Source organism: Vampirovibrio sp. (assembly GCF_041737375.1).
Taxonomy (GTDB): domain Bacteria; phylum Cyanobacteriota; class Vampirovibrionia; order Vampirovibrionales; family Vampirovibrionaceae; genus Vampirovibrio.
The window spans coordinates 1-20,913 of record NZ_JBGSRV010000013.1; the positions used below are offsets into that span (position 1 = coordinate 1).

The 20,913-nt window shown below is 44.6% G+C and carries 16 protein-coding genes; 2 read left to right on the forward strand and 14 right to left on the reverse strand.

Translation table 11 applies throughout. The features are described from left to right. Positions 1–246 precede the first annotated feature (246 nt). The 10 genes from brxL to ACEW81_RS10135 form a co-directional block, all read right to left on the reverse strand. Positions 247–2,358: a BREX system Lon protease-like protein BrxL gene (brxL, locus tag ACEW81_RS10090; RefSeq protein WP_373532863.1), complete on the reverse strand. Its 2,112-nt coding sequence runs from the start codon at positions 2,356–2,358 to the stop codon at positions 247–249. Between the two features lie 15 nt (positions 2,359–2,373). After that, a complete protein-coding gene (pglZ, locus tag ACEW81_RS10095) occupies positions 2,374–4,872 on the reverse strand; it encodes a BREX-1 system phosphatase PglZ type A (RefSeq protein WP_373532878.1) in 2,499 nt (832 codons plus the stop codon). Between the two features lie 11 nt (positions 4,873–4,883). Continuing rightward, complete coding sequence (gene pglX, locus ACEW81_RS10100) at positions 4,884–8,423, reverse strand: BREX-1 system adenine-specific DNA-methyltransferase PglX (protein ID WP_373532864.1); 3,540 nt, start codon at positions 8,421–8,423, stop codon at positions 4,884–4,886. Next, positions 8,423–8,950 (reverse strand): hypothetical protein, encoded by a 528-nt coding sequence (locus ACEW81_RS10105; protein ID WP_373532865.1) that lies wholly within the window; start codon positions 8,948–8,950, stop codon positions 8,423–8,425. The genes pglX and ACEW81_RS10105 overlap by 1 nt, the downstream gene beginning before the upstream one ends. Beyond that, positions 8,947–9,990, reverse strand: a complete 1,044-nt coding sequence (locus ACEW81_RS10110; RefSeq protein WP_373532866.1) for an AAA family ATPase — start codon at positions 9,988–9,990, stop codon at positions 8,947–8,949. Before ACEW81_RS10110 ends, ACEW81_RS10105 begins: the two co-directional genes overlap by 4 nt. After that, complete coding sequence (gene brxC / locus ACEW81_RS10115; RefSeq protein ID WP_373532867.1) at positions 9,987–13,517, reverse strand: BREX system P-loop protein BrxC; 3,531 nt, start codon at positions 13,515–13,517, stop codon at positions 9,987–9,989. The genes ACEW81_RS10110 and brxC overlap by 4 nt, the downstream gene beginning before the upstream one ends. Before the next feature lie 14 nt (positions 13,518–13,531). Then, on the reverse strand, positions 13,532–14,143 hold the full coding sequence (locus ACEW81_RS10120) for a DUF1788 domain-containing protein (RefSeq protein WP_373532868.1): 612 nt from the start codon (positions 14,141–14,143) through the stop codon (positions 13,532–13,534). After that, on the reverse strand, positions 14,140–14,754 hold the full coding sequence (locus ACEW81_RS10125; protein WP_373532869.1) for a DUF1819 family protein: 615 nt from the start codon (positions 14,752–14,754) through the stop codon (positions 14,140–14,142). The genes ACEW81_RS10120 and ACEW81_RS10125 overlap by 4 nt, the downstream gene beginning before the upstream one ends. Before the next feature lie 26 nt (positions 14,755–14,780). Beyond that, complete coding sequence (locus tag ACEW81_RS10130; RefSeq protein ID WP_373532870.1) at positions 14,781–14,954, reverse strand: helix-turn-helix domain-containing protein; 174 nt, start codon at positions 14,952–14,954, stop codon at positions 14,781–14,783. 337 nt (positions 14,955–15,291) lie between these two features. Further along, a complete protein-coding gene (locus ACEW81_RS10135) occupies positions 15,292–16,137 on the reverse strand; it encodes a tyrosine-type recombinase/integrase (protein ID WP_373532871.1) in 846 nt (281 codons plus the stop codon). A 207-nt stretch (positions 16,138–16,344) separates the two neighbouring features. Between ACEW81_RS10135 and ACEW81_RS10140 the strand changes: the two genes are divergently transcribed. After that, positions 16,345–16,722 carry a hypothetical protein gene (locus ACEW81_RS10140; protein WP_373532872.1) on the forward strand — a complete coding sequence of 126 codons (378 nt, stop codon included), beginning with the start codon at positions 16,345–16,347 and terminating at the stop codon, positions 16,720–16,722. Here the strand turns inward: ACEW81_RS10140 and terL are convergent. Genes terL through ACEW81_RS10160 form a run of 4 tightly spaced genes read right to left on the reverse strand, consistent with a single transcriptional unit; the run spans position 16,704 to position 20,502 of the window. Continuing rightward, positions 16,704–18,425 (reverse strand): phage terminase large subunit, encoded by a 1,722-nt coding sequence (gene terL / locus ACEW81_RS10145; RefSeq protein WP_373532873.1) that lies wholly within the window; start codon positions 18,423–18,425, stop codon positions 16,704–16,706. The genes ACEW81_RS10140 and terL overlap by 19 nt on opposite strands. After that, on the reverse strand, positions 18,337–18,795 hold the full coding sequence (locus ACEW81_RS10150) for a hypothetical protein (RefSeq protein ID WP_373532874.1): 459 nt from the start codon (positions 18,793–18,795) through the stop codon (positions 18,337–18,339). The genes terL and ACEW81_RS10150 overlap by 89 nt, the downstream gene beginning before the upstream one ends. Beyond that, complete coding sequence (locus ACEW81_RS10155) at positions 18,773–19,417, reverse strand: ParB/RepB/Spo0J family partition protein (RefSeq protein WP_373532875.1); 645 nt, start codon at positions 19,415–19,417, stop codon at positions 18,773–18,775. Before ACEW81_RS10155 ends, ACEW81_RS10150 begins: the two co-directional genes overlap by 23 nt. Then, entirely contained in the window at positions 19,414–20,502 is a 1,089-nt protein-coding gene (locus ACEW81_RS10160) for a DNA adenine methylase (protein WP_373532876.1), read from the reverse strand. The genes ACEW81_RS10155 and ACEW81_RS10160 overlap by 4 nt, the downstream gene beginning before the upstream one ends. A gap of 153 nt (positions 20,503–20,655) precedes the next feature. On the opposite strand from ACEW81_RS10160, the gene ACEW81_RS10165 reads away from it, so the two are divergent. Continuing rightward, positions 20,656–20,913 (forward strand): transposase (locus tag ACEW81_RS10165; RefSeq protein WP_373532877.1); only part of this gene is annotated, 258 nt, incomplete at its 3' end.

A 20,913-nucleotide genomic window follows, 5' to 3' on the forward strand; every position in this document is an offset into this window, starting at 1 on the left:
CAGTTTCCACTTCTCTTAAGGCTCGGACAATTTGTTCCTCTGTAAATCGACTGGCTTTCATTTCGAGATTCTCCTTGACGACATGGTAATACGGGAAAATCTCTAGTTTCAACTGGCTCTAAATTTCGGGCGCCTGTCAACTGGTTCAACTCTCTAATAGATATTTTAAATGTGAAAGGCAGTCAGTGATAACTGAAAAGTGTTATACCTTAGACCCCTATCCGATTTGGGGGGGACACCATACTTTCATCCAGCTTTAATATTCACCGCTACCTCACCTTTTTGAAGGGAGGAAATGTGGGCCTTGATATATGTCACCTCAAAAGCCTTGCAAGGCCTGTATTTCTGAAGGCGATTGGAGAGGGCAAATGCGTCATTCATTTCATAGTGCAGGAAAACATCTAAACCTCGGTCTAAAAGGATCTTCCAACCTGTGTCCGTTATAATATGCCGGGCATGAATCGTACCACTGCCATCAAAGGCCCAGGTGAACCGTATTCCAGCCGTTGCTGCCGATGCTTCTATGCGCTCCAGATTCTCAACCTGCTGTTCCTTTTTTAAATCATCTTGGCAAGTAATCAATCTAACTTCGACTTCCTCGTCATCCTCTTTGAATTTGGCTATCGTTTCTAAGAATTCCATCAGGTTCCGGACCTGATAAAACATACGGATATAGGGGTCGGTGATGAGAATCTTTGTAGCGCCCTGAATATAAGGCCCAAATAGTTTATCAAATGACACCCCCCGCTGGTTTTCATGGACGGTTAAATGCCTCTCTGTGGGGGGGGGAGACCCATTTGATGTATATGGGGCTTCCTGAGCAATTTCCCTTTCGGAGGGAGGCACGGGACTGATCGAGTCTTGTTCTTCTTTCACCGTCTGGTGGTAATTTTGAGGATACTGATCCTCCTCAAGCGTTGTTATAGCAACCTGTTTTCCTTCTGCGTTCGTATAAGTGAAACTGACCGCCGTATAAGTGGAATCGATGCGGAAGAGCTGGTCTTTAATTCGTTTTCTGCCTTCGATAGCGAATCTGAGAAGCTCCTCAATCTCATCTGGGCTTGCTTCGCCTTGAGGATATAGAATTTTCATCAGACCTGAAAAGGTCTTGTTGATGGCATCCCGGTCCCGCGTGGAGATTTCTTTGGACAGCGTGAAGTGCTCAGAATATAGGTTTGAGAAATCCTGGTTTCGGAAAGCTCTCAAGATTTCAGCAAGATAATCCACGACAAAACCATAATTTGAAGAGAACATTTCCCCTCGGATAATGTCCATTTCCCAGCCAGGTATATAGAAATGCAAGCGATCCAAGAAGGCGGAATCGTGATATTTATCTGGCAGCTCATCGAATAAATCAGAATGCTTCAGCATGTAGGGCACCGTATGCTGGGTGTTGCCAACGAAAACCATCGAGGCTTCAGCTCCCAAAGTCTCAACCCCTCTGGAGAAGGACTTGTTGGCCATATAGTTTTTCATGATGTCAACCAGGGCATTGTCTACCCGTTTGGATTTTCCAGCAAACTCATCAAAAGCCACGACATCCCAATAGCCGACTAAGCCTATCTTTCCACTCTTTCCGCTTTGGTTGCTTACAAAAAGCTTGGGTGCCGTGACCTCTCCGCCGGAAATTAGAATCCCATGAGGGGAGAACTCAGAGTATATATGGGATTTGCCCGTCCCTTTTGGCCCCAGCTCAATCAGGTTATAGTTCCGCTCACAGAAAGGGATTAGACGAACCAATTGGGTCAGCTTGCTTCGGCGACCAAACATCTGAGGGTTAAATCCGACACTTTGAATCAGCAGATCGATCCATTCATCGGTAGTAAAATGCTTACGAGCTTCGAGATATTGTTCCATATTTAAATGAGACATCTGAATGGGTTTTAGAGTGCTCAAAATCCATGGGGATCTACTTTTGTCGTCTTCGGAGTGCTCATACTCCACGTCGGTAATACACCAGACCCCGCCTACTAAAAGTTTGGGATGCTTTTTAATGGTGTCGCTATCAACCAGCACCTTGTTAATGCCAAGATTGGTGAAAGTTGCCTCATACACGTCTAGCTTGTCGTTAAGGTCAACACTAATCTTATCAATAACTTTATGACGCCCTTTTTCTTTGATGGTAGAGCGTATGAGACCGGCTTCATTCCTGTGGACATAATGTTTCTGAAGAATTTCCTTGACCGTATTGATTCCTGACTGAATCGTAGTCTCGTCATTAGTCGCGCAGTATTGGCCTAAAAGATATTCCAGAACATAGGACGGCACGATGGCATTGCCTTTAACCGTTTTCACCAGATCCTTACGAACAACCAGTCCCGAGAAATGAGTATTGATTTTCTGATCAAGTTCGTTCATGGTATCAACCGTTCCTTAAAAGTCAAAGTCACTGGTAAACGAGCGTCGCATCACATAACGAAGCGATTTGTATTCCTTGTAATGCGAAGTTCCGGTTTCTTTCTCAAGAAGTTTGAGGATAACTTCCTGGTTATTAGCCTCATCCGCTTTTCGGGTCAGCACGAAGCGGACCATTACTTCCCTGTCCCTGGGATTCTCCGAAGCGAAATCAAAGGTCAAATCTTGGCTGTCAGAGATGAGTTCTTCGGAAAGTGTGTATATACCGGCTTGAAGGGTTCGGGGTTGGACTTTTTCTGTGGCGGGCTGAGCCTGATACATACCAACGGCAAGCTGCCCAGAGGTTATAGTTGAACTTGCTCCTCTCAGGATGTCCACTTCGACTTTTGAGGTGTCGCTTTGCCTTTTCTTGCTGATTTTGACGATAGGGATTACCACTTCCTGCAAGGCGGCTCCGCCATGAACAAAGCGACTACCAGAGCCTTTTAGCCGTAGCCGATTGATAGACTTGGGGATTTGAACCTCAATATCTCCAACAAGGCCGAGTTCTGAAGATTGGAATTTCCGTAGGCTTGCGACTTCATTTAGCCCTTTACCTAGGACAAAGCGCCTATCTCTATAGAAAACCTGTTCTCCATTTGGTTCGCCCGTAGCAAAATCACTCTCATCAATCGCTCTATTCTGATAGATAAAGCCATGATCAGAGGTGATAAAGAGATTGCTGATTCCGTCGCCAAACAGCTTTTTTATCAGTCGGATGAGATCATTGAGCGTTTCGTCTACGGCTTCAAAAACGCGATCTTCCGACTCACGCTTATCACCGGTCGCGTCTATGCGATTATGGTAAATATAGATGACATCATGGTCTTTAATCAGCGCACGAGACTCATCCTTATTTAAGGTCATCAACTCTTCAGCTTTGATGGCCGTTGCCCTTTTAGGAATGGCCTGATCAAGAATCTTAATACGATTCGTAATTCCTTGGGAGCTTTGCCCATTTACTAGCACTGTTCCGGTGTCATTGTCGGCAAGCGATAATTCCTTGTTAGGCAGTAAAGCTGCCATGCCCAATTGGGTAAAGCTGGGGAGCATAGAGAGTGCGGGCTCCAAAGTCGCTTCATAGCGGTCTTCTTTACGAATCAGACTTAATAGCTCGTCACCAATTTCATAACGAAAGGCATCAGATATAAGGACATGAACTTTCTTACCTTTGCCTATGAGTGGCTTTACCCAGCGTTCAAAAAATTGTTTCTGAAGTGGAACGGGGGAAGCATCCCAACTCTTGGCGTTATCCACAAAAGGTTGCCATCGATCATTAACCTTCATCAAGTAATTGTTGGAATATAGGTTTTCAATTTGATCGCTTAAGGCTCCCATCAAAGACGCTTGGCCTGAGCAGCGGACATGGTAAGTGAATTTCCGGTAGAGCTGATCTAGCTTGAACCAGTGGTTACTGTAGCGTTGAATCCCATCGGCCAGAGAGTCCATCGTCAAATTGGATTCTTCCAATGTATTAATGAATTGAGCTGCATGGTCTATCGCCTCATAAAGATGTTGAAATTCTTGATACCAATGACTTTGGCGTCTTTGACGAACCCAGGAGGATATATCCGTACTAGAAACCGTCCTAGAAACGATTTCTCGAACCAGATTACTAATGATCTTCCGGTCAATTAGCTGGAAGTAATCCAGTTCCAGTACATCTCGGAAGCCACGCTTTTCCAAATCCTGTTCAATGCTGAGAATTTCTGAGCAATCGGCAGAAAGTGCCTCGAACGAAGCCTCATACTGGCGGCTATCTTTCCATCGCTTGAGAAAGACCAGGGCATCCCCAGTCAGATTGTACTTGCCTTGGGTGCCCATTGCGTAACAGGACTTAAACAGTTCAATGACAAAATCCCGAATACCCGGTTCATTGGAGCTATAGCCGTAGTACCGTGTCATTTGCTCCCAAAGAAAGGCGTCCAGATTACATCGACCAATGAGCTTGATCTTCTCCTCTCGCTTGTCGGCATGTTCCGCCAGTAAGTTTTCCAGAATAGAATCCGTCCGAGGCTCAGATCCGGCGCAAACCGCCAGCATTTTTTGACGAATGATTGGTGCCCCATCACTTTTGGTTAGAAGCTTTTTCAAGGCTTCCCGTCGTTTACCAGAACGGAAAAACTCGATGTGGTTTTCAATAATATCCGAGAACTCCAAGCCCAGTTCCAGTTCCGCCAACCAGATAGCGGCCTGATCCGTTCGGAACTCACCTTGGGCAAGTTGAACATCTAGCAACCAGTTCTGGAGGTCTTCAGGCTGAGCGCCTTTTTTGTACAGGAGAAACTTCTGCTTTGGTTCTTGCCTTAGAATGCGGTATTTGAGGCCAAACTCATTATTGGTAATCTCCAGCTTCTCAACACCCTTGATACTCAGAGCCTCATATTCTTCCCAAAGCTCCTGTTTACTGTCATACCAGAAGACAATACGATGCCGCTCAAAGAGCTTGGCCAGGGCCTGGGAGATTCGACTTTCTATCACTTTTTCCATTAGTCTTCCTTGGCCTCCAGACCGGGTATCTTTTTCAAGGCACCGCCAAATTTCAGGTAGTTCACCTTCACACCGTCATCCAGATTAATCTCAATCCGTTTGCTAGCAAGAGGGTAAAGCACCTCTTGCTCATAATCGTTCATTTCGGCGATCATTTTCTTGAGATTTTCTATTTCTTTCAAAGCTTTCGTCTTCTCTGTTTGAGAAGCACTGGCACTGCCTTCCACATGCTGTAATTGCTCGAAATGAGAACTGAGTTTGGTTCTGAACTCTCTAAGATAGTCATTCAGTACCACACTGACCGTATCGGGGCGATATCGGTGCATATAAATCAAAGCGTTAAAATTCCCTTTAGGGCTGGAAAACAACCAGTAGATAGGCCGCTTTTTATAGCGCTTCACATGGTCAGTATAGAAGTCTTTCTGAAAATACTTCCGAACGTCCTTGCCAATGGCGTTCTCTATAAATCGGAGGTTTTCCTCGTAATGCTCTTCGCCAAAAGTCACTTTCAGGAATTTATAAAGCCGTTCCGTAATGTCATCCGTAAACCAGTCACCATCCAGAATAGGAATAACATTATCCTCATCCGCTGGAAAGTTAGATTCAGGAACCTGCTTCAGGTAATCCTCAAGGGTTTCGCCTTGGTTGGCCAGTATCAATCCCGGCTTCTCCAGCGCATATCGCCCAAACATACAACCAACAGCGTAGGAGATAAACTCCTTCATCGTATCCGCCAGAAGTAAGGCTTCTAGCTCTTCCTCGGTCTTATCTCCACCATAGCGATAATGTGGGTTGCAGGTAAGGGTTATCTCGTTTAAAGGCACTTCTGGAGAGAGTTCCTCTTTTAAGCCATAAGTTTCAATAAAGATCCGGCTGTTCTCCTCCTCTAGCCGTTTCATCTCTATAGTTCTTTTCCACCAATGAGAGCGCAGCTTCTGATAAGCAGCCTCTATAGTTGGTTGATGATAATCAGATAGCAGCAGAGAAAGATTACAAAAGTCCCAAGAGGTTTCGGAGGAATCCCAATCTGATTGGGATAAAGTGATACATCGATTTGCAATATTTTCAGCTTGGTGTATTGATTGTTCATCAAAGGGAAGGTTAAGAGAGTGCCCAGGCTGAAAGCGAATAGCTGGAGAAAGTACCTTCATGTATGCTGTTGCTACCGTACTATTAAGAAAAGCGATAACACCTAGCCTATCGGAATCAGGAGTTACAAAGCCCATTGAACCAGTGGTATCAAACATATACCCCCCAGCTACATTTCTTACAGAGAAACTTTCACCTGATACACTAGACCATGTAATGCCGGGCTTATTTGTCCACTCTCCATTGTAGTTGTGGGAACGGACACGTTTTGTTTTTAGATCAATGAAGTTTACGACTCTTTTCCCGCTATCTTCCCAATCAACAAGATATTCATTGTTGCCTGCCCAGCGTCTATATTCACCACCTTTTAAATATGCAAACCACTTTCCATCCCGATAATCATCTTTAGGAAAAACTGTAGAAGATAATGAAACCTCAAACCACAGTCGTATAAATATATCATTACTACCTGTGGTAAGACCCTCCCTCGTAACAAAGACCTCTCCCAGACGTGACATTTCTTCAAAATTATTTCTAAACTTTTCTGTGACCCAATATGCAATTAGCTTACCTGGTATTTTCTTAAAATCAGCAGCAGAAGCTCGATAGAACCAACCACAATTAGGATTTACGGACGCTTCTTTCAGAGCTTTATCTTTCTCGGCCTCATTACCTCCATCGACCAGACGCACAAAACCGCCTTTATAGGCTGGGTGATAAGCATTTTTAAATATAAATGCTGTTGTTGAAACTACTTCGCCACCAATACTGTCAAAGGCCCTAGCCCCTAAATGCGCCATTGATAGCAAGCTTTGTCCATCCATTAAACTAGCTCGTAGTTTTTCAAATGAGGATAAAAACATCCAGCTTTGCATGGTAATCATGGCAACCATGCCGCTTTGTTGGGCCAGCTTTAAATTGCGCTCAATAAACACAGCAAACAAATCAGATTTACTGTTGGGGAATTGTTTTTTCACGAAGTCGCCCAAATTGGGATTCATACCCTTTCCACCCATATAAGGAGGGTTGGCAATGACCACATGGTACTTGGGGCTAAGATAGTCCGCTTGGGTCAGGGCCTGTATAACTTTCGGATGGATGGTATGTAGAAATAATTGCGAACCAGCATTTTTTTCTTTCAGCAGCGCTAATATATCTGACACTTGGGTAACTTTCGGCTGGATCAGAGAGCCGAAGTTATCCGCTTCTTCAAACTGGTGGAGAGTTTCTTCCAAGGAACTGGTGAAAAGGTCACGGCCCACGAAGGCCATATACTGATCAAGCTCTTCTATCGTGAACTTGACGGGTTGTATAGCGCAGATATTGGGTTGGACAGGCTTCTCAAAAAAACGTTTATACCTTGCTCTGGCTTTCATAGTTAGCGCCAGGGCTGCCAGTTCGGCAGCACGTTCATCAATTTCGATACCGTATAGGTTATGCTTGAGGATCTTCTCAGGGATTTCCAGAGGGTCATAACCCTCTTCCTCATAGATGGCGTGGAGTAAATCAAAGGCATAAACCAACATGTGCCCTGAGCCGCAAGCGGGATCACAAACCTTGATTTCTTCCGGGAAATTGACACGGATGAAGTCGGTTTCAACCTGTTCTGGCTTGATATAGTAGGGCATCTTATCAATCAGCCTGGAGTTTGGGCGGTTGAGCATCCAGAGACGGCCTAAAGAGTTCTCAACAAGATATCGGACAATCCAGCGAGGTGTGAATAGCTGCGTGGCAGCGGGGATATTCTCCGGGGTGATTTTCTTGTTCTTTTTCAGCCATTCAAATACCTCATCTTTTTTCTCAGAGATATAAAACTGGTAGAGCCACCCTATGAGTTCAACATTTGGTTTAGGGTCATTAGGGTCTTCTTTATCTATGCAGGCATCCGGGGGCATCGCCTCACGGGTATAGGCCAAAATGGAGTTGCCGGACAGCAGGTCATCCGGCATCAGTAGCTCGGTATAGTCTGCAATCTTCTCAAAGAGGTATGGCATGACCTTGTTATAGAAGTTGCAGGCAGTCACAACCAAAAGCCGATAGGCTTCAGCTTGCGGATCTGGGCTGGGGGCTTTACCGTATAAGAGATCAAAGACCTTTTTCTGGGTCGCTTCAGGGACAATCTCAGCATGAATATGCCCCATCTTGGCTTCCGCCAGGATTTCAGGCTGAAACTGACCTTCAGCGGGGGATACGATGCCGATACGGGTATAACGGTTGACATCCATAAAGCGAAGCGCACAGAAGCGGTTGAACCAGGTGTAAGCCGCCTTTTCTACAACCTGCTCTTCTGAAGTGAGCTTGATTTGTTCTTCAAGCTTTCTCATGGCCTCAGGGTTTTCACGTCGAGCGGCACTGTTTTCCGTCAACACAAGTTTTAGTTTAACCTGAACCTGCTCATTCAAGCTGCGACGGGCATATTGGGCGAATTTTTTAAGCTTCGATATTTCCATTATGTTGCCTCGTCCAAACGCTTAACAGGCCATTTTGGGAAATTCTCATTCCACTTCTCAATATTCACAACCTGACAGCTTGAGACGATATCCTTAACCCAACGACGTGATGCCCTACCTACCGGAAGTTCCTGCTTCAACGCTTTTTGCATCCTACTGTTCAAGGCGTTGTCAAAAGTAATGAGGCAAACGTAATGGACAGGTTTCTCCACTTTTTGCTCAGCATACCTGTAGAGATATGAATCTCTGTATTTGTATTTCAGATAATTTTTCAACCACTTAAAACTGTCTTGACGTGCATGAATTTCATCTTCCGTTACCCCATTCACTAAGTCGTAAATTAAGGGAGCTTCGTAGTCCTTCATCTCAACATAAACATAGGCAGACTCAAATTCGGCGACGATATCTACACCTTTCATTGGTGCTCCATGAAAGGTTATCTTTGTTTTATCTTTTTCGTCAAAAACAAAGGCATCGATGGCATCGGAAAAACGGAACTGAAATCCATCAGCCTCAACTATCTTCATTTGCCGAGGCCTTCCATGTCGTTCTCTATTTCTTGGTTAATAAGGTAGCCAAAGGCATCATCAATTGGGTTCGGATCAATATTCAAATACTCGTCGGTTGAGGCAAGTTTGATTTCTTTTGAGTCAAGATCCCGATACAAGGTATGGAAGCGTACATGATCTTCCTTGCCTTTATCCATGAGCAGATCAAACCACTTGAGCAAAACATAGTCATGAGTCGCCAGGATGATTTGCTGACCGTTTCGAGAAAGCTCCAAAAGAATTTCTACCAAGCGTTTCATTAGTTTGGGATTTAGGTTAGACTCAGGTTCATCCCAAAAGAGAGGGCCACTAACCCCAGGTTTAATAGCTCCTGTTTGGAGTAACCGTGAGAGCATTCCAGCTTTTCTAAATCCCTCTGCCATTGCATTTGCAGAATATTCAGCATTATCTGTTTGAAATGTAACCTTTCCCCCTCCAGAGAAGACAAATTTTCCGCCACAAACAGTCTCAATTTTTTCCATTGCCCATTTAGATTTTTCATGCAAATTTTCAGGACGAACTTCTGGAAGATCAAGTAACAGGCAAATATCTTGGTAAGTCAGATCAAAAGATAATCCATACTTTTCGTATAGACTGTTAAATCCTTTCATAAAGGAAAGAACTTCCTTTGTAGGTATAAAGACAGGTACCTGAGTGTTTTGTCTGTAATTTTTTTCCTCTTGACTAACAACATACTTGGAGTTGTTATGAAAATTTAGAATGACAAATGCGTCATTTTTAAAATGAGCATTTAGTTGCGCTGTTTCTTTTGCACCCTGATGATGTAACTTTCCAAGTTTGTCGTCTAAAGGCATAAATAAGCGAAGAATTTGTGTTGTAAGAGCAATTTCTTGTTCGTCGGTAGGATTTGTACTGCCGCCACAAAGAAGATAAGCCGCTTTAAGGAGATGGGTTTTACCAGTTCCATTTTCACCAATAATAATGTTAATTTTTGGTGAAAACTCGATATCAAGTTCCTTAAATACAGTAAAGTTTTTAAGATTCAGATTTTTAATCATATCTGTACCCTCTTACCCTCTTTAATCTCCTTCAACAAGGCTTCCCGCATTGACTGAAGGTATCGATCCACATCGGCCTCATCCGCCAACCACGCCTTATCAAAAGAAACCCGGATAGCCCGGCTAGAAACATACTCCACTTGTGGCTCGACAGGTGCTTCAATAACCTCTACACCGGAGCCTGACTTTGAACCAGGTTTTGCAGGCGCTGTCGGTTTGGGCTGTGGCTTGGCGGTTGATGCCAACTGGGAAAGTAAACGATGGTATTCAACTTCCTCAAAGCGACGAAGTGCGTCCCGAATGACCGCAATAAGCTTCTGCTGCTTGATGTTTTTGAGGACTTCAGAGAAAGGATTGAGGATCTGCTGCTGTTGCTCTTTGGATAATGCTTTAAATTCCGGCATTGTAGACAAACGATTTTCCAAGCTATTGATGGAATTTTCGGCTTGGGCAACCTCCGAATCAAGCTGTGTTGATATTTTTCCCTGCAAAGTATCAACCAGAGATTTCAGTTGTTGTATTTTGTTTCCTTTGAAGCACTCAGGATCTGCAAGCACGGAAACCAACTGGGTAGATTCCTCTCCAGGAATATAGATAAAATTTGACTCTTGGGTCTTTGCAAATTTTTGAGCCTCTTCATAGATGGGTTTTTGTGGGCCTTCCCAAAATTTCAAAACCGGGTCAATAATGGATTCTTTCACGTCGAGTGCGACATCATTCTTGCCGTCCAGGAAAAGCTCTGTCAAATACCAGCTATAGGACTTGCTTGTATAGTCCTTAAGCTGTTTTAGAGCAGGATTTATCGCACTTAAAAAGGGATAGCTGGAAACATGGGTTGCTATTGCCGAAAGTTTTTGGATACGCTCTTTGAACGCTTCACTGGTTTCTCTTCCCAATGATTTAGCTTCGGTCGTTGTAGGAGGGGTATCGAAAAAGTCCTCATAAAATTCTTTAAGGCTCCGCACCTGAAATGCCGTAAATTCGACTTGTGGCTCCAGGACAATATTGGAATGTGCGTGAGAGTTTGTTAAAGAGCGCTCAAGATCCTCTTGCTCAAGAGTATTTCCATCCATTCTGGCTTCCACTTTGCCACGAGCGCACAGTTTAGCCAGTGTGCAGAGAATTGCTGCATAATACCAACCGTATGGCTTTTTCTCAAACTTATCAATTAATGTTTTTATTGTTGTCCTAACACCTCCCCGGCTGCCTCCTTGGATAAAGGCCAGAACCTCTTGTTCAGCTTCGGACAGTGCATCCCCATCGACATGTAATTGTGTAAGGTGTTTAGAAATGTCCTTTTCTGAATATACAACCCCTCTCAACATGCAAAGGTTGGAATACGTCCGTGTTACAAGCTCATTAAATGCGCGAATAATCCTGGTTTGTGGGTCTTCTCCATTCAAATCCAGAGCATTACCCGAAACGCAGATTTTTCCTTTTGCCAGAAGCTGTTGGACGGAACGCTTGATATCGGCATAACGGACTTCATTTTGTTGCGCTTTTTCTTTGAGTATGCGTTTCACTGTCTCTTGTTGAGCGATGCTAGTGTTCTGACGTATGTATTTATCAGTTCTTCTGTATAGTTTTAAATCTGTCAACAGACGATGATCAGGCGGTAGGATTATGAGTAATTCATCTCGTCCCATACTTTGCATTTGCAGTACGGACTCATTTTCAAAATTTTCATGTAAAGGTGTCACTACATGAATGGTTAGTTCATATTCCCTGCCTTGGAATCGATCATCAAGCTTTCTTGAGTAAGGGTAGTCCTTGCCATTTTCGTCATAGCGGATTTTATTAGTTTTGATAATTCCCTCAAAAATAATTTTATCCAGATCGGAACTCACATCAGAAATCTCTATTTCCGTGTTTTTAATTTCTTTTTCAATATCTTTTTCGGCATCCGTGAGGTACTCGTATAGCTCTCCATTTCTTTGGATATAAGTTTCGCGTTCAAGCAAGTTTAGCGCCTCTTCTATTTTCTTTCGCAGGGTGGGCAGATCCTGCTCAAAATCCTCAATCATAAGGATACAAAGATTTCGGAGGGTAGATTTGAATTCCTTCACGTATTTAACTAGGAATAACACTTTTAGAAGCTTAATCGCAAAAGCATCATCCAAATTCTTTTCTGAGGATAGGATAGCCCGTTGTATGCTGGACTTTAGAGTTGTCCGAATCCCTTCAAACATCAGGTCAAAAGTAGCAAGTTGACCTATGTTCCTTTCACTAATTTGAATGGCGACTTGCTGAAAGACACCCAACATGGAACGTTCACCTACAGAACTATGTTTGCCTTCAAAGGCATTGTGTTTAGACAGGTTATGGATTACAGCTTGGAAAAGAGAGAATTGGTAAGGAATAAATGGGTAACTGAGAATAAAATGATCCCGATCTTGGAAGTTCCTGTAGGTCTGGGAATTGTCTGAAAAGTCGAAAAGCGTTTTAAAATTATTGACTTGATTATGATATACGTCGGAAAGAAGGACTGCTCCCTCATCATTTTTTTTGAGCAGTCTTTTCTGAATAACTTCTGCTACATCAGCGCTTGTTAGCTTCATTCTGCTGGCAAAACGTGCTTGGATTTTTGAAAAGTCATTGCTTTGCTGCCCGGGCATCTCACCAACAACTGTACTCATGTCATCCTGCGCCGTCACGATTACCCAGGCACGACCTCTGCATTTTGTGGCAAGACTTTCCGCAATGGTCTGTAAATTGGTCATTAACTTGATATTGTCAGCGATATATTGTCCCACTTCATCTACAAAGAAGTTCAAACGGAAGTTCGAGGGTTGTTTCTCAATGTATGCTTTTACCTGCTCGGCAAAATCTTCAATTGAAACCTTGTATTGATTTCTATATTTGTCCAGTATTCCTGCTGCTAAGGATTCCGATGACTCTGTTGCTTTGGCATAAGCTGAGGCAATGTTTTGTGATTCCAAGAGGGCTTGCTCTCGACCAACATTCCATTCCCGGCCAGATATAGATTTATATTCGGTTTTAAATCTTTCATAAAAGCTGCGACTATCCAGATCTCTTTCAAATTGAGCGATATGACCTTGTTTTCCATAGTATCCACACATTTCGTCAAACACTTTGACAAAAACAGCCAATAGCGCGTCAATTTGCGTCTTGCTGATAATATCCGCTTTTTGGTCAATATTAAACAAAATGCTTTTGGATGGAATAGATGTAGCTCTTAGTAACAAGCCCCTCAGAGCTGGAATATCGTCACATTTTTTTAGGAATAACTCTAATGTGGTGGTTCCATCCATTGGACGGTTTTCAAGTATAAGCGCCAGCATCTTTAGAAGGTGGGACTTCCCAGAGCCAAAAAAGCCTGATATCCAAACTCCATTTGCGCCTTCGTAGTTATTATAAGCGTCCAAAAATGCCTCAAGGCGTTTTTCGATTTCGTTAGTCAGCACATATTCTTCAATTTCAAGACGAAGGCTAGCCTCGTCATCTGCTTTGATAACGCCTTCTATTGGCCTGTCAACTTGTTTTTGGAAAATACTCTTTAAAATCATACGGTTCCCTTTATTCAAGCCTCGCAGTGATAAATGTCAAATGCGCGATAATATTTATCTTCATGGAGTCTCCCAAACAAATCGAGAGAGGCTCCAGATTCCATTGAATGCTGAAAAAAGCCGGGATAGAACATGACTGTAGGCTTTTCTTTGGCAATTTTTTGAAGATTATTCAATACATTATGTGAGCGGATATAGGGAAATACTTCTCCTATTCCAGAAAGGAACATCACATCAAATGGGATATCGTTCATTTTATGCGTGATTGCGGGTACTAAGTGAGCTTCAGGGTCAAGTATTCCCTGTAATAGCTCTTTGAGCTGATCTTTTGAAAAACTTTGTTCTTGCTCCAAGGCCTGCTCCCACACTCCTCGCTTTGTCAGCAATTCGATGGCAAGGTCATAGAGATTAACGTCCAGAATCCCGACACCATGTTGCTCCAGACGCTTTATAAGCTGCTTTTGTAGCCGCTCCATCTCTACAGCCTCTTCGGGTTTAAACCAGCAAATGAAAAAGGGGATTTCATTCCCAAGTCCTTGTTTCTGAAGAAATCTTTCCCCGGATATAACTGAAAACAGATGGTTGAACCTGTCCTGCAAAGGCGTCTTCTCTATTCCCACCGTCATATTCCTGCCCCCACAAGCTTTGGCTCCATCGTTGGGAAAATGAGAATAGAATCTTTGTTTTCTTGCTGAACCGCTCTTAAAAGTTTAGGACTTAGCATGGCAGCCTGGATTATGTTATTTCCCGTTAGCAAATCAGCTTCTCGAAGCATTTTAAACAAAGTCTGGCGTAACTTTGCCTTCGTAGCAGGCTTGATTGTGTTTAATTTTTCATGCCAATCAGATTTTTTGCTGAAAAAAGCATCAAATTCTTCGTAAGGTAGTTCCTTCTTGAGCGTTAAATATCTTTCCCTGAGAATTTCAATGGCAAAGTCTTCGATGAACTTATAACGACGGCAAATGGCTAACCACAGAAGATGTCCTTTTTCTTGGGTAGTGCTGTGAACTAACAAAGTTAATTCATCAGGTGACAAGGTTTTCAGTCTTGAAAATATTTCTCGGCATACGCGCTTTAAGGTATTCATGGTGCGAAATTGCAAAAGGTTTTCTGAAAGCACTCTATCTCGGACTTTATTCCAGTCCTGGTATTCAAGAAACAGTGCAGCAACCTGAACCGACTCTTGGCGGAATAGGCTCCCCGTTGTAAACGACATACTGTAGCTATCAATTTTCATTTTTAGTTAAGTCTCTTTTCGAGTCGTCAGATTGCGCCACCGGCCATCACCCATTCATCCACTTCTGCCTTCTTAAATTTCCAGAGCCTCCCCATACGATGAGCAGGCATCGCATGCTTATCGATCCACTTATATACTGTGTCGTTGCTTATGCCGAGATACTCACATATTTCACTTATGGATAACCAGCGATCTTCCATAAAAGACCCTCTTTTTGGGTGTGTACTTCTCGGAGGCTCAACCTCACAAAATAAAATACCGTAAAAGGCAATACTTAGAAAGACGATTTCATATGTTCTTTACCGATTTTGCCCGATTTGCCCTAGCACCTCAGTATCCGTCTTACCGGTAGATACGCTGCGGATGCCGCAACAATGGGTTAGAATGTCATCTTTTTGTCTCGGTATCAGAGCCAAGTATATGTAAATAGGTGTAAACGGCAATCCATCTTCAATGTATGGCGAAATTAAACCTCTTTGTGCTATGAATTCGCCCAGGCTTGCCTGGATGGAAGGTTAGTTCAACACCATTGCTGAGTTACTCCCAACCCTGCATGGCCTGAATGGCTTCATCCTCAGTGGTCAAGCAATAAGAGCGCGTGGTGGCGATATCAGAATGGCCACAGGCAATCTGGAGCATTACCAACGGACGGCCTTTATTCACATTCAGCGTGACAAAGGCCCGACGTAACGCATGAGGGGTCACCGGCACACCGACCCGCCTGCCCAGTTTCTCCAACCGGGTTCGTACACCAAAGCGTTCTACTGGACGGCCTGCCGCAGTCACCAGTAACTGTTGAGACACACTTTTCGGACGCTGAGTTAGATAATGCACTAATGCCAACTGAATACGCTGTGTTAACCCTACTCGCCGGGTCTTACCCCACTTGGCCAGCCTTACGGTCAAGCAGCCTTTCTCCAAATCCACATCGGCCAGTGTTAACTGACACGCCTCTGTAACGCGCAGCCCAGTCTGGCTTAACAGCTCCACAATCATGGTATCTAAAGGCGTATCACAGACGCTCAACAGTTTTTCAATGTTAGCGGTGTCCACCGTAATCTTCTTGGGCGGTTTGTGACGTTTGGGTTTAAACCGGCGGATTTTCTCCAAGAAAACCGAATCAAATTCATCTTGTTCAATCAGATAGCGGGCAAAGCAGCGAATGGCTTCATATAGTTTCAGTCGTTTGGCAAAATGCTCTACCGGCACAGTCAATAAGACGTCTTTGACATGCGCCAGACTCAGTTCTGGGTATTGTTTTAGAAACCAGGTCATGTAGTAAACATACGTTTTCACGCAGGGTTCACTAAAAGGTCGACCGCCAATCAAGCCGCACCGCATGGCCGCTTCCCAATAGGGAATCTGTTTTTCGGAATGGGTCATTGAAAAAATCTCCCGTGTTTGAATAACACAGCCATTCGTCACTCCAATGGCGCTTTTTATCCAGTGGAAATATTAAATTGTGTCCCATTAGACCCACTCTTACCTTCTAAGCAGTCTATACGGGCACATCAGACACATTCAGTCGGATTAATTGACTCTGGGAATCCTATCAGCGTAGATGTCAGTGTTATTCACTGGAGAACCCCCATGCCCGAATCCCTAACCCTCGCTGAAGCCGCTCAACACTATCTGGAAATGCTGGAGCAGCAAGGTAAACACCAACGTACAATTTATACCTATCACCGGGACTTGGCCCAAATTCAAGCCTTCTTTGGGGAGGCTCGCCAGATCCATACGATTACCCTGCCCTTGATGGGCCGCTTTTTGAAATCAGAGGAACTGTTAATGCTGCCCAATGGCTCCCCACGCGCTAAACAAACCACGCAAAAAACCATACGCGTTTTTCGCATGCTCCTGATCTGGTTGCAACAAACAGGCGCTCTTCCAGAAATCAATCTACCTAAAAGCATGCAGCGCAAAGGCAAAGGGGCTGGGTCTAGCAAACTTCAGTATCCATATGAATAAGGATTGTTAAACCAGGGTGGAATCCAGGGCTGCCCGGTGAAGGGCGCATTACGAATTGGATCATGTCGGTTTTTGAGTTTCTCCACGGCCCCTTGTAAAGCATCTGGTCCGTCATCATAGCTGGTCGGAAATAAGGTGAGTTGCTCAAGAAGCCTGGGGTTGATATTTTCCGAAAAGAGCAAATAGCCATTGCTGATCTCAGGCTCTAATGTTGAAATCCGCTTGTACTTATTCTCGTGCTGTTTTATGCCACGGACGTGCAGGCGACTTTCAGGCCTTTTGTTATTGACTTCGCCGTAATGATCCTTTAATAACTCCTGAAAATTGTTCTCTTCCAAGTACAGTTTTTTGAATTGCCAGGTATCATACATCCTAAAGGCGCGTTGAATCTGTTTAGACGGTACATCCTTTTCCAGATAGGCTTCCAAACAATAAAGGTACCCATCTTGATCTTTGGCCACCACCACAATAGCGGCAAAATCCGGTTCACTCACTTGTCCGGCTTTTTTGCCCAATGCCGGATCATGAAACGCCACAATATCAGTAATGAAAGCTCGGTTAACACTTTTACCCGACCCATCCAGCCATTCCAGCGCATGCCATTGCCCCTCTTGATATACCACCCGAAACCGACGAATCTGGCTCATATCAAACAATTGGCGTTCCGGATCAAAGGGATCGTTCTGTTTCTCTGATTGAAAGCTGGCAATGCCTTCATCTACTTTGAGGCGCATCAAATATTCATACGATTCCCCTTCGGGCCACAGCACTTGAGTCCCTTCTAACATGGCCGCTTGATTGCCCTGGTAATAGGCATAAGCTTCCTGGTGGCGCTTGGGGTTGGCTAGATTTGTATAAACCTGTTTCCATGCTTCCCACAGATCCTGGCGAGTGGCGTATGAAATAATCGATTGATACCGGCTGGCTTGAAAGCCTGAAGATCGAAGCAATTCTGACAGCAATGATTCCTGATGCAAGCAGGTCCCAATCATGGTGATATTGGTAGACCCGTCTATTTGACCGCATTTAAGAAGGTCTTTATAAAACCAGTCGCGCGTTTTTAACCGCTGCTCGGGTGACAACACCCCATCCGGGGATTCTACATCATCACAAATAATGAGACTGGGGCGATTGGCCCCATGTTTGAGCCCTCGGATCTGTTGGCCTCGGGATTTGGCCATCACCATCACCCCATTTTGACTGACAAACTTTTTCTTGCCCCAACGAGCCACGCCTTTGCTTTTCCCTCGCTCTGGCGCTAGGGAGCCATAAATCTGAATGAGCCGCTGGTTGTTTTCCAACTCCTCTAAAATGGAGCGCACTTTCTCTTCGGCTTCTGGGGCGGAATGAGCCAAGACCAAAATAAAGGATTCATAGCCATACACAATGGCATGAATGGCTTTAATCAGAAGCTTGAAAGTGGTCTTGGCATTGCCCCGAGGCGCCGCCACCACTTCTCGACGACCGCGCTGGGCCGGATCGGTTTCCAGGGCACAAAAATCTAAATGCATGCTGGAAAAGGCAAACCGGCAATGATGCGCAAAGAAGTAGGAGGCAAAAAAGCCCATATCCCAATAGCCCCGTTGGTACGCCAACCAATGGAGCGCCGCTGGATTATCCAGCTTGTCCGCCGCTTTCAAGCGCTGCCATGAGGTCTGCCAGGTCTGAGGTTGAAATTGCGGAAGAAGAGGATACGGCTGCATTTTCTTTTGCTCCTGGGTTAGTCAGTTTATCGATTAATTGGTCTTGAAAAGCCAAGACCTTTAAGGCGGTAGAAAAGTCTTCCTTTTGAAGGGCATACTGGTAAATATGGGCCAATTTGCTGTAGTGCTCGCTGCGCAAACTGTCGGAGGTATTCAAGGCTAGATACTGACTACGCTGGGCTTTGACTTGCTGAATATCGCGTTCCGCTTGCCGTTTGCTAATGCCATATCGTTTCTCCATGGCTCGGGCAATATCCGCAGGCTTATGCCCCTTGTCTAGCAGCGCGTCAATATCGCGAGAGCGATCTTGCCGCTCATCTGACGAGGCACGCTTGAGCGGCTTTGCTTTATTGGGCCTTGCTTTCGACATGGTGAGCCTCTAGTTGCTTGAGCGCAAAGTGACAAAGTGCCACCAGAGACAGCCCTCGATCTGCTTTTTCTGGCTGGAACTGCTTCAAAGCTCGCTCAACATCGGATACATCACTGGCAGCAACCAGGAAGGTAAAAGGAACAGGTAAAGAAACCTTCTCTTCAGCCAGTTGTGCTTGCATGGATTGCTCTAATGCTGCCACATCGTGATCCAGCAAAGCTAGCAAATCCTGAATATCGGCTTCAGCCTCTGGTAGCAGTTTGGCCAGTTCGTTAATGGGTAGGATCTGACTCAAGGATTGGACCAGTTCAGCCCGTTTTTTTAGATTCTCTGTGCCACGTAGGGTATTCAGTGTGGCCAGCGCAATTTGAGCCTCTTGGTCTGTAATGGACCAAATAACACAATCCGCTTTGGTCTTGCCCAGTTTCTCTAAAACTAGTTTTCGGTGATGCCCGTCAATGATGATGAACCGCTCAGGATCATTATCATGGGGTCTGACAATTAAGGACGGGTAAAAACCAGTTCGCTCAATGTTTCTCTGTAGTTTTTCCAGCATGTCATTTGAGCAAACATTGCTGTTTCTGGGATCGTTATCCAGTAATTGCAGTGCAATTTGTGTCATGGGAATATTCCTTTCCTAACTGTGGGCCCCATTACGAGGAATTCTTGGTTGTCTTGGTTTTTAGAGACATGGGATAAGTGTTTATAAGCGCGAGCTTCTGCCTGAATCTGGCGGTTGGGGCAATGGCGTTTAACCTGCTTTACGAGTTCATCCAGGGACAGTTGATGATTCCCATAGAACAATATCCAAATGGGAATATGGCGAGCCTGCTCAAAAAGCAGATCTAAGGCCGAGGCATCTTGGGTAAACGGGGAGGTAATCAGTTTGGATTCTGCTAAACTACAGGTCAGAATGCTGTCAAGCGTTCGGTTGCTGGCTTCGTAACTGACACAACCCGGATAGGGTGGGTCTGCGTATAAAATATCCCCTTGCACTTGGCTCACAAAAGCAATGGCCTCCATTTGAAACCCTTGCACAGGGCTACCCGTAAAAACTCCTTTATTAATGGCTTGCCGCCGTTTATCGATGGAATGCCAAGTGGGTTTGAGTAAATTGGGAAAGCTCCCATCCAAAAAACGTTTGGGATTCAAGACCTGCCAATGCCTCAGGCCATCCAAGGTTTCCGCATACGGGCGGTTACTGGTGCCAATAGATGTAGCCATACAGACAAAGTCTTGAATCAAGTGCCAGACCAAGAGCTTCCCCAAGGCCTGTTTGGAGGGGCTTTGAAACCCTGCGATACCAGTAAGCATCCGATCCAGTGCATCTGCATGGCGAGCCGCAAAGACACTGGGGCTAAAATGGGCTTGGACAAACCCTGGGCATGCCTCTGGCGTTAAAGGAGCGGTTAAAATCAGCATCTCTTCTTTGCTGAAGGTCGTACTCTGGTTTACAAGTAGTCCTTGAATAATGAGTTGAGAGCGATCTGACCAGTCATTACTGTAGATTTGTTTAAAGCCTTGGGCTTTGGCATACAAACTGACTGAGCCACCGCCAGTAAAGGCATCCAGGAAGGTGAGGTTTTGCCAATTATTCCGAGGCGCTGCTTTTTCCAGCGTCTTGAAAATCCAGGGGATTAAGCGGCGCTTTCCACCCAGGTAAGGGGGAAGGGCTGACATTTGCTTGCTCAAAACAGTTGTTCTCATAATGAAGGAACCCTATGCTCAATGGCTGTGTCTTCATTATGAGTTTTAAAAAGGTTGAATTACGGACTCGTTCAAAGTCTGAACGACTTAGTACTACAGCCGTGAGTTAAGTTGATATAAACTGGTGGGACTATTGTGGGTATTGAGGAGTAGGTGACAGATGAATCGGTTGTCCTGCAACTAGCCCTGGAGATGATTGAGCACGCTTTGGGGCAGGATTTACCCGTGAGTTGGGTCACTGGAGATGCTGTATATGGCAACAACAGCAAACTGCGAAATTGGTTGGAAAAGGCTCAAATTCCGTATGTTTTGGGTGTCTCTTCTCAGGAAACTGTGACCATTGGTTTTGAATTCTGGCGAGCTGCCAAACTCCGGGAAAACTTACCTGCTGAAGCCTGGCAGAGGCTTAGT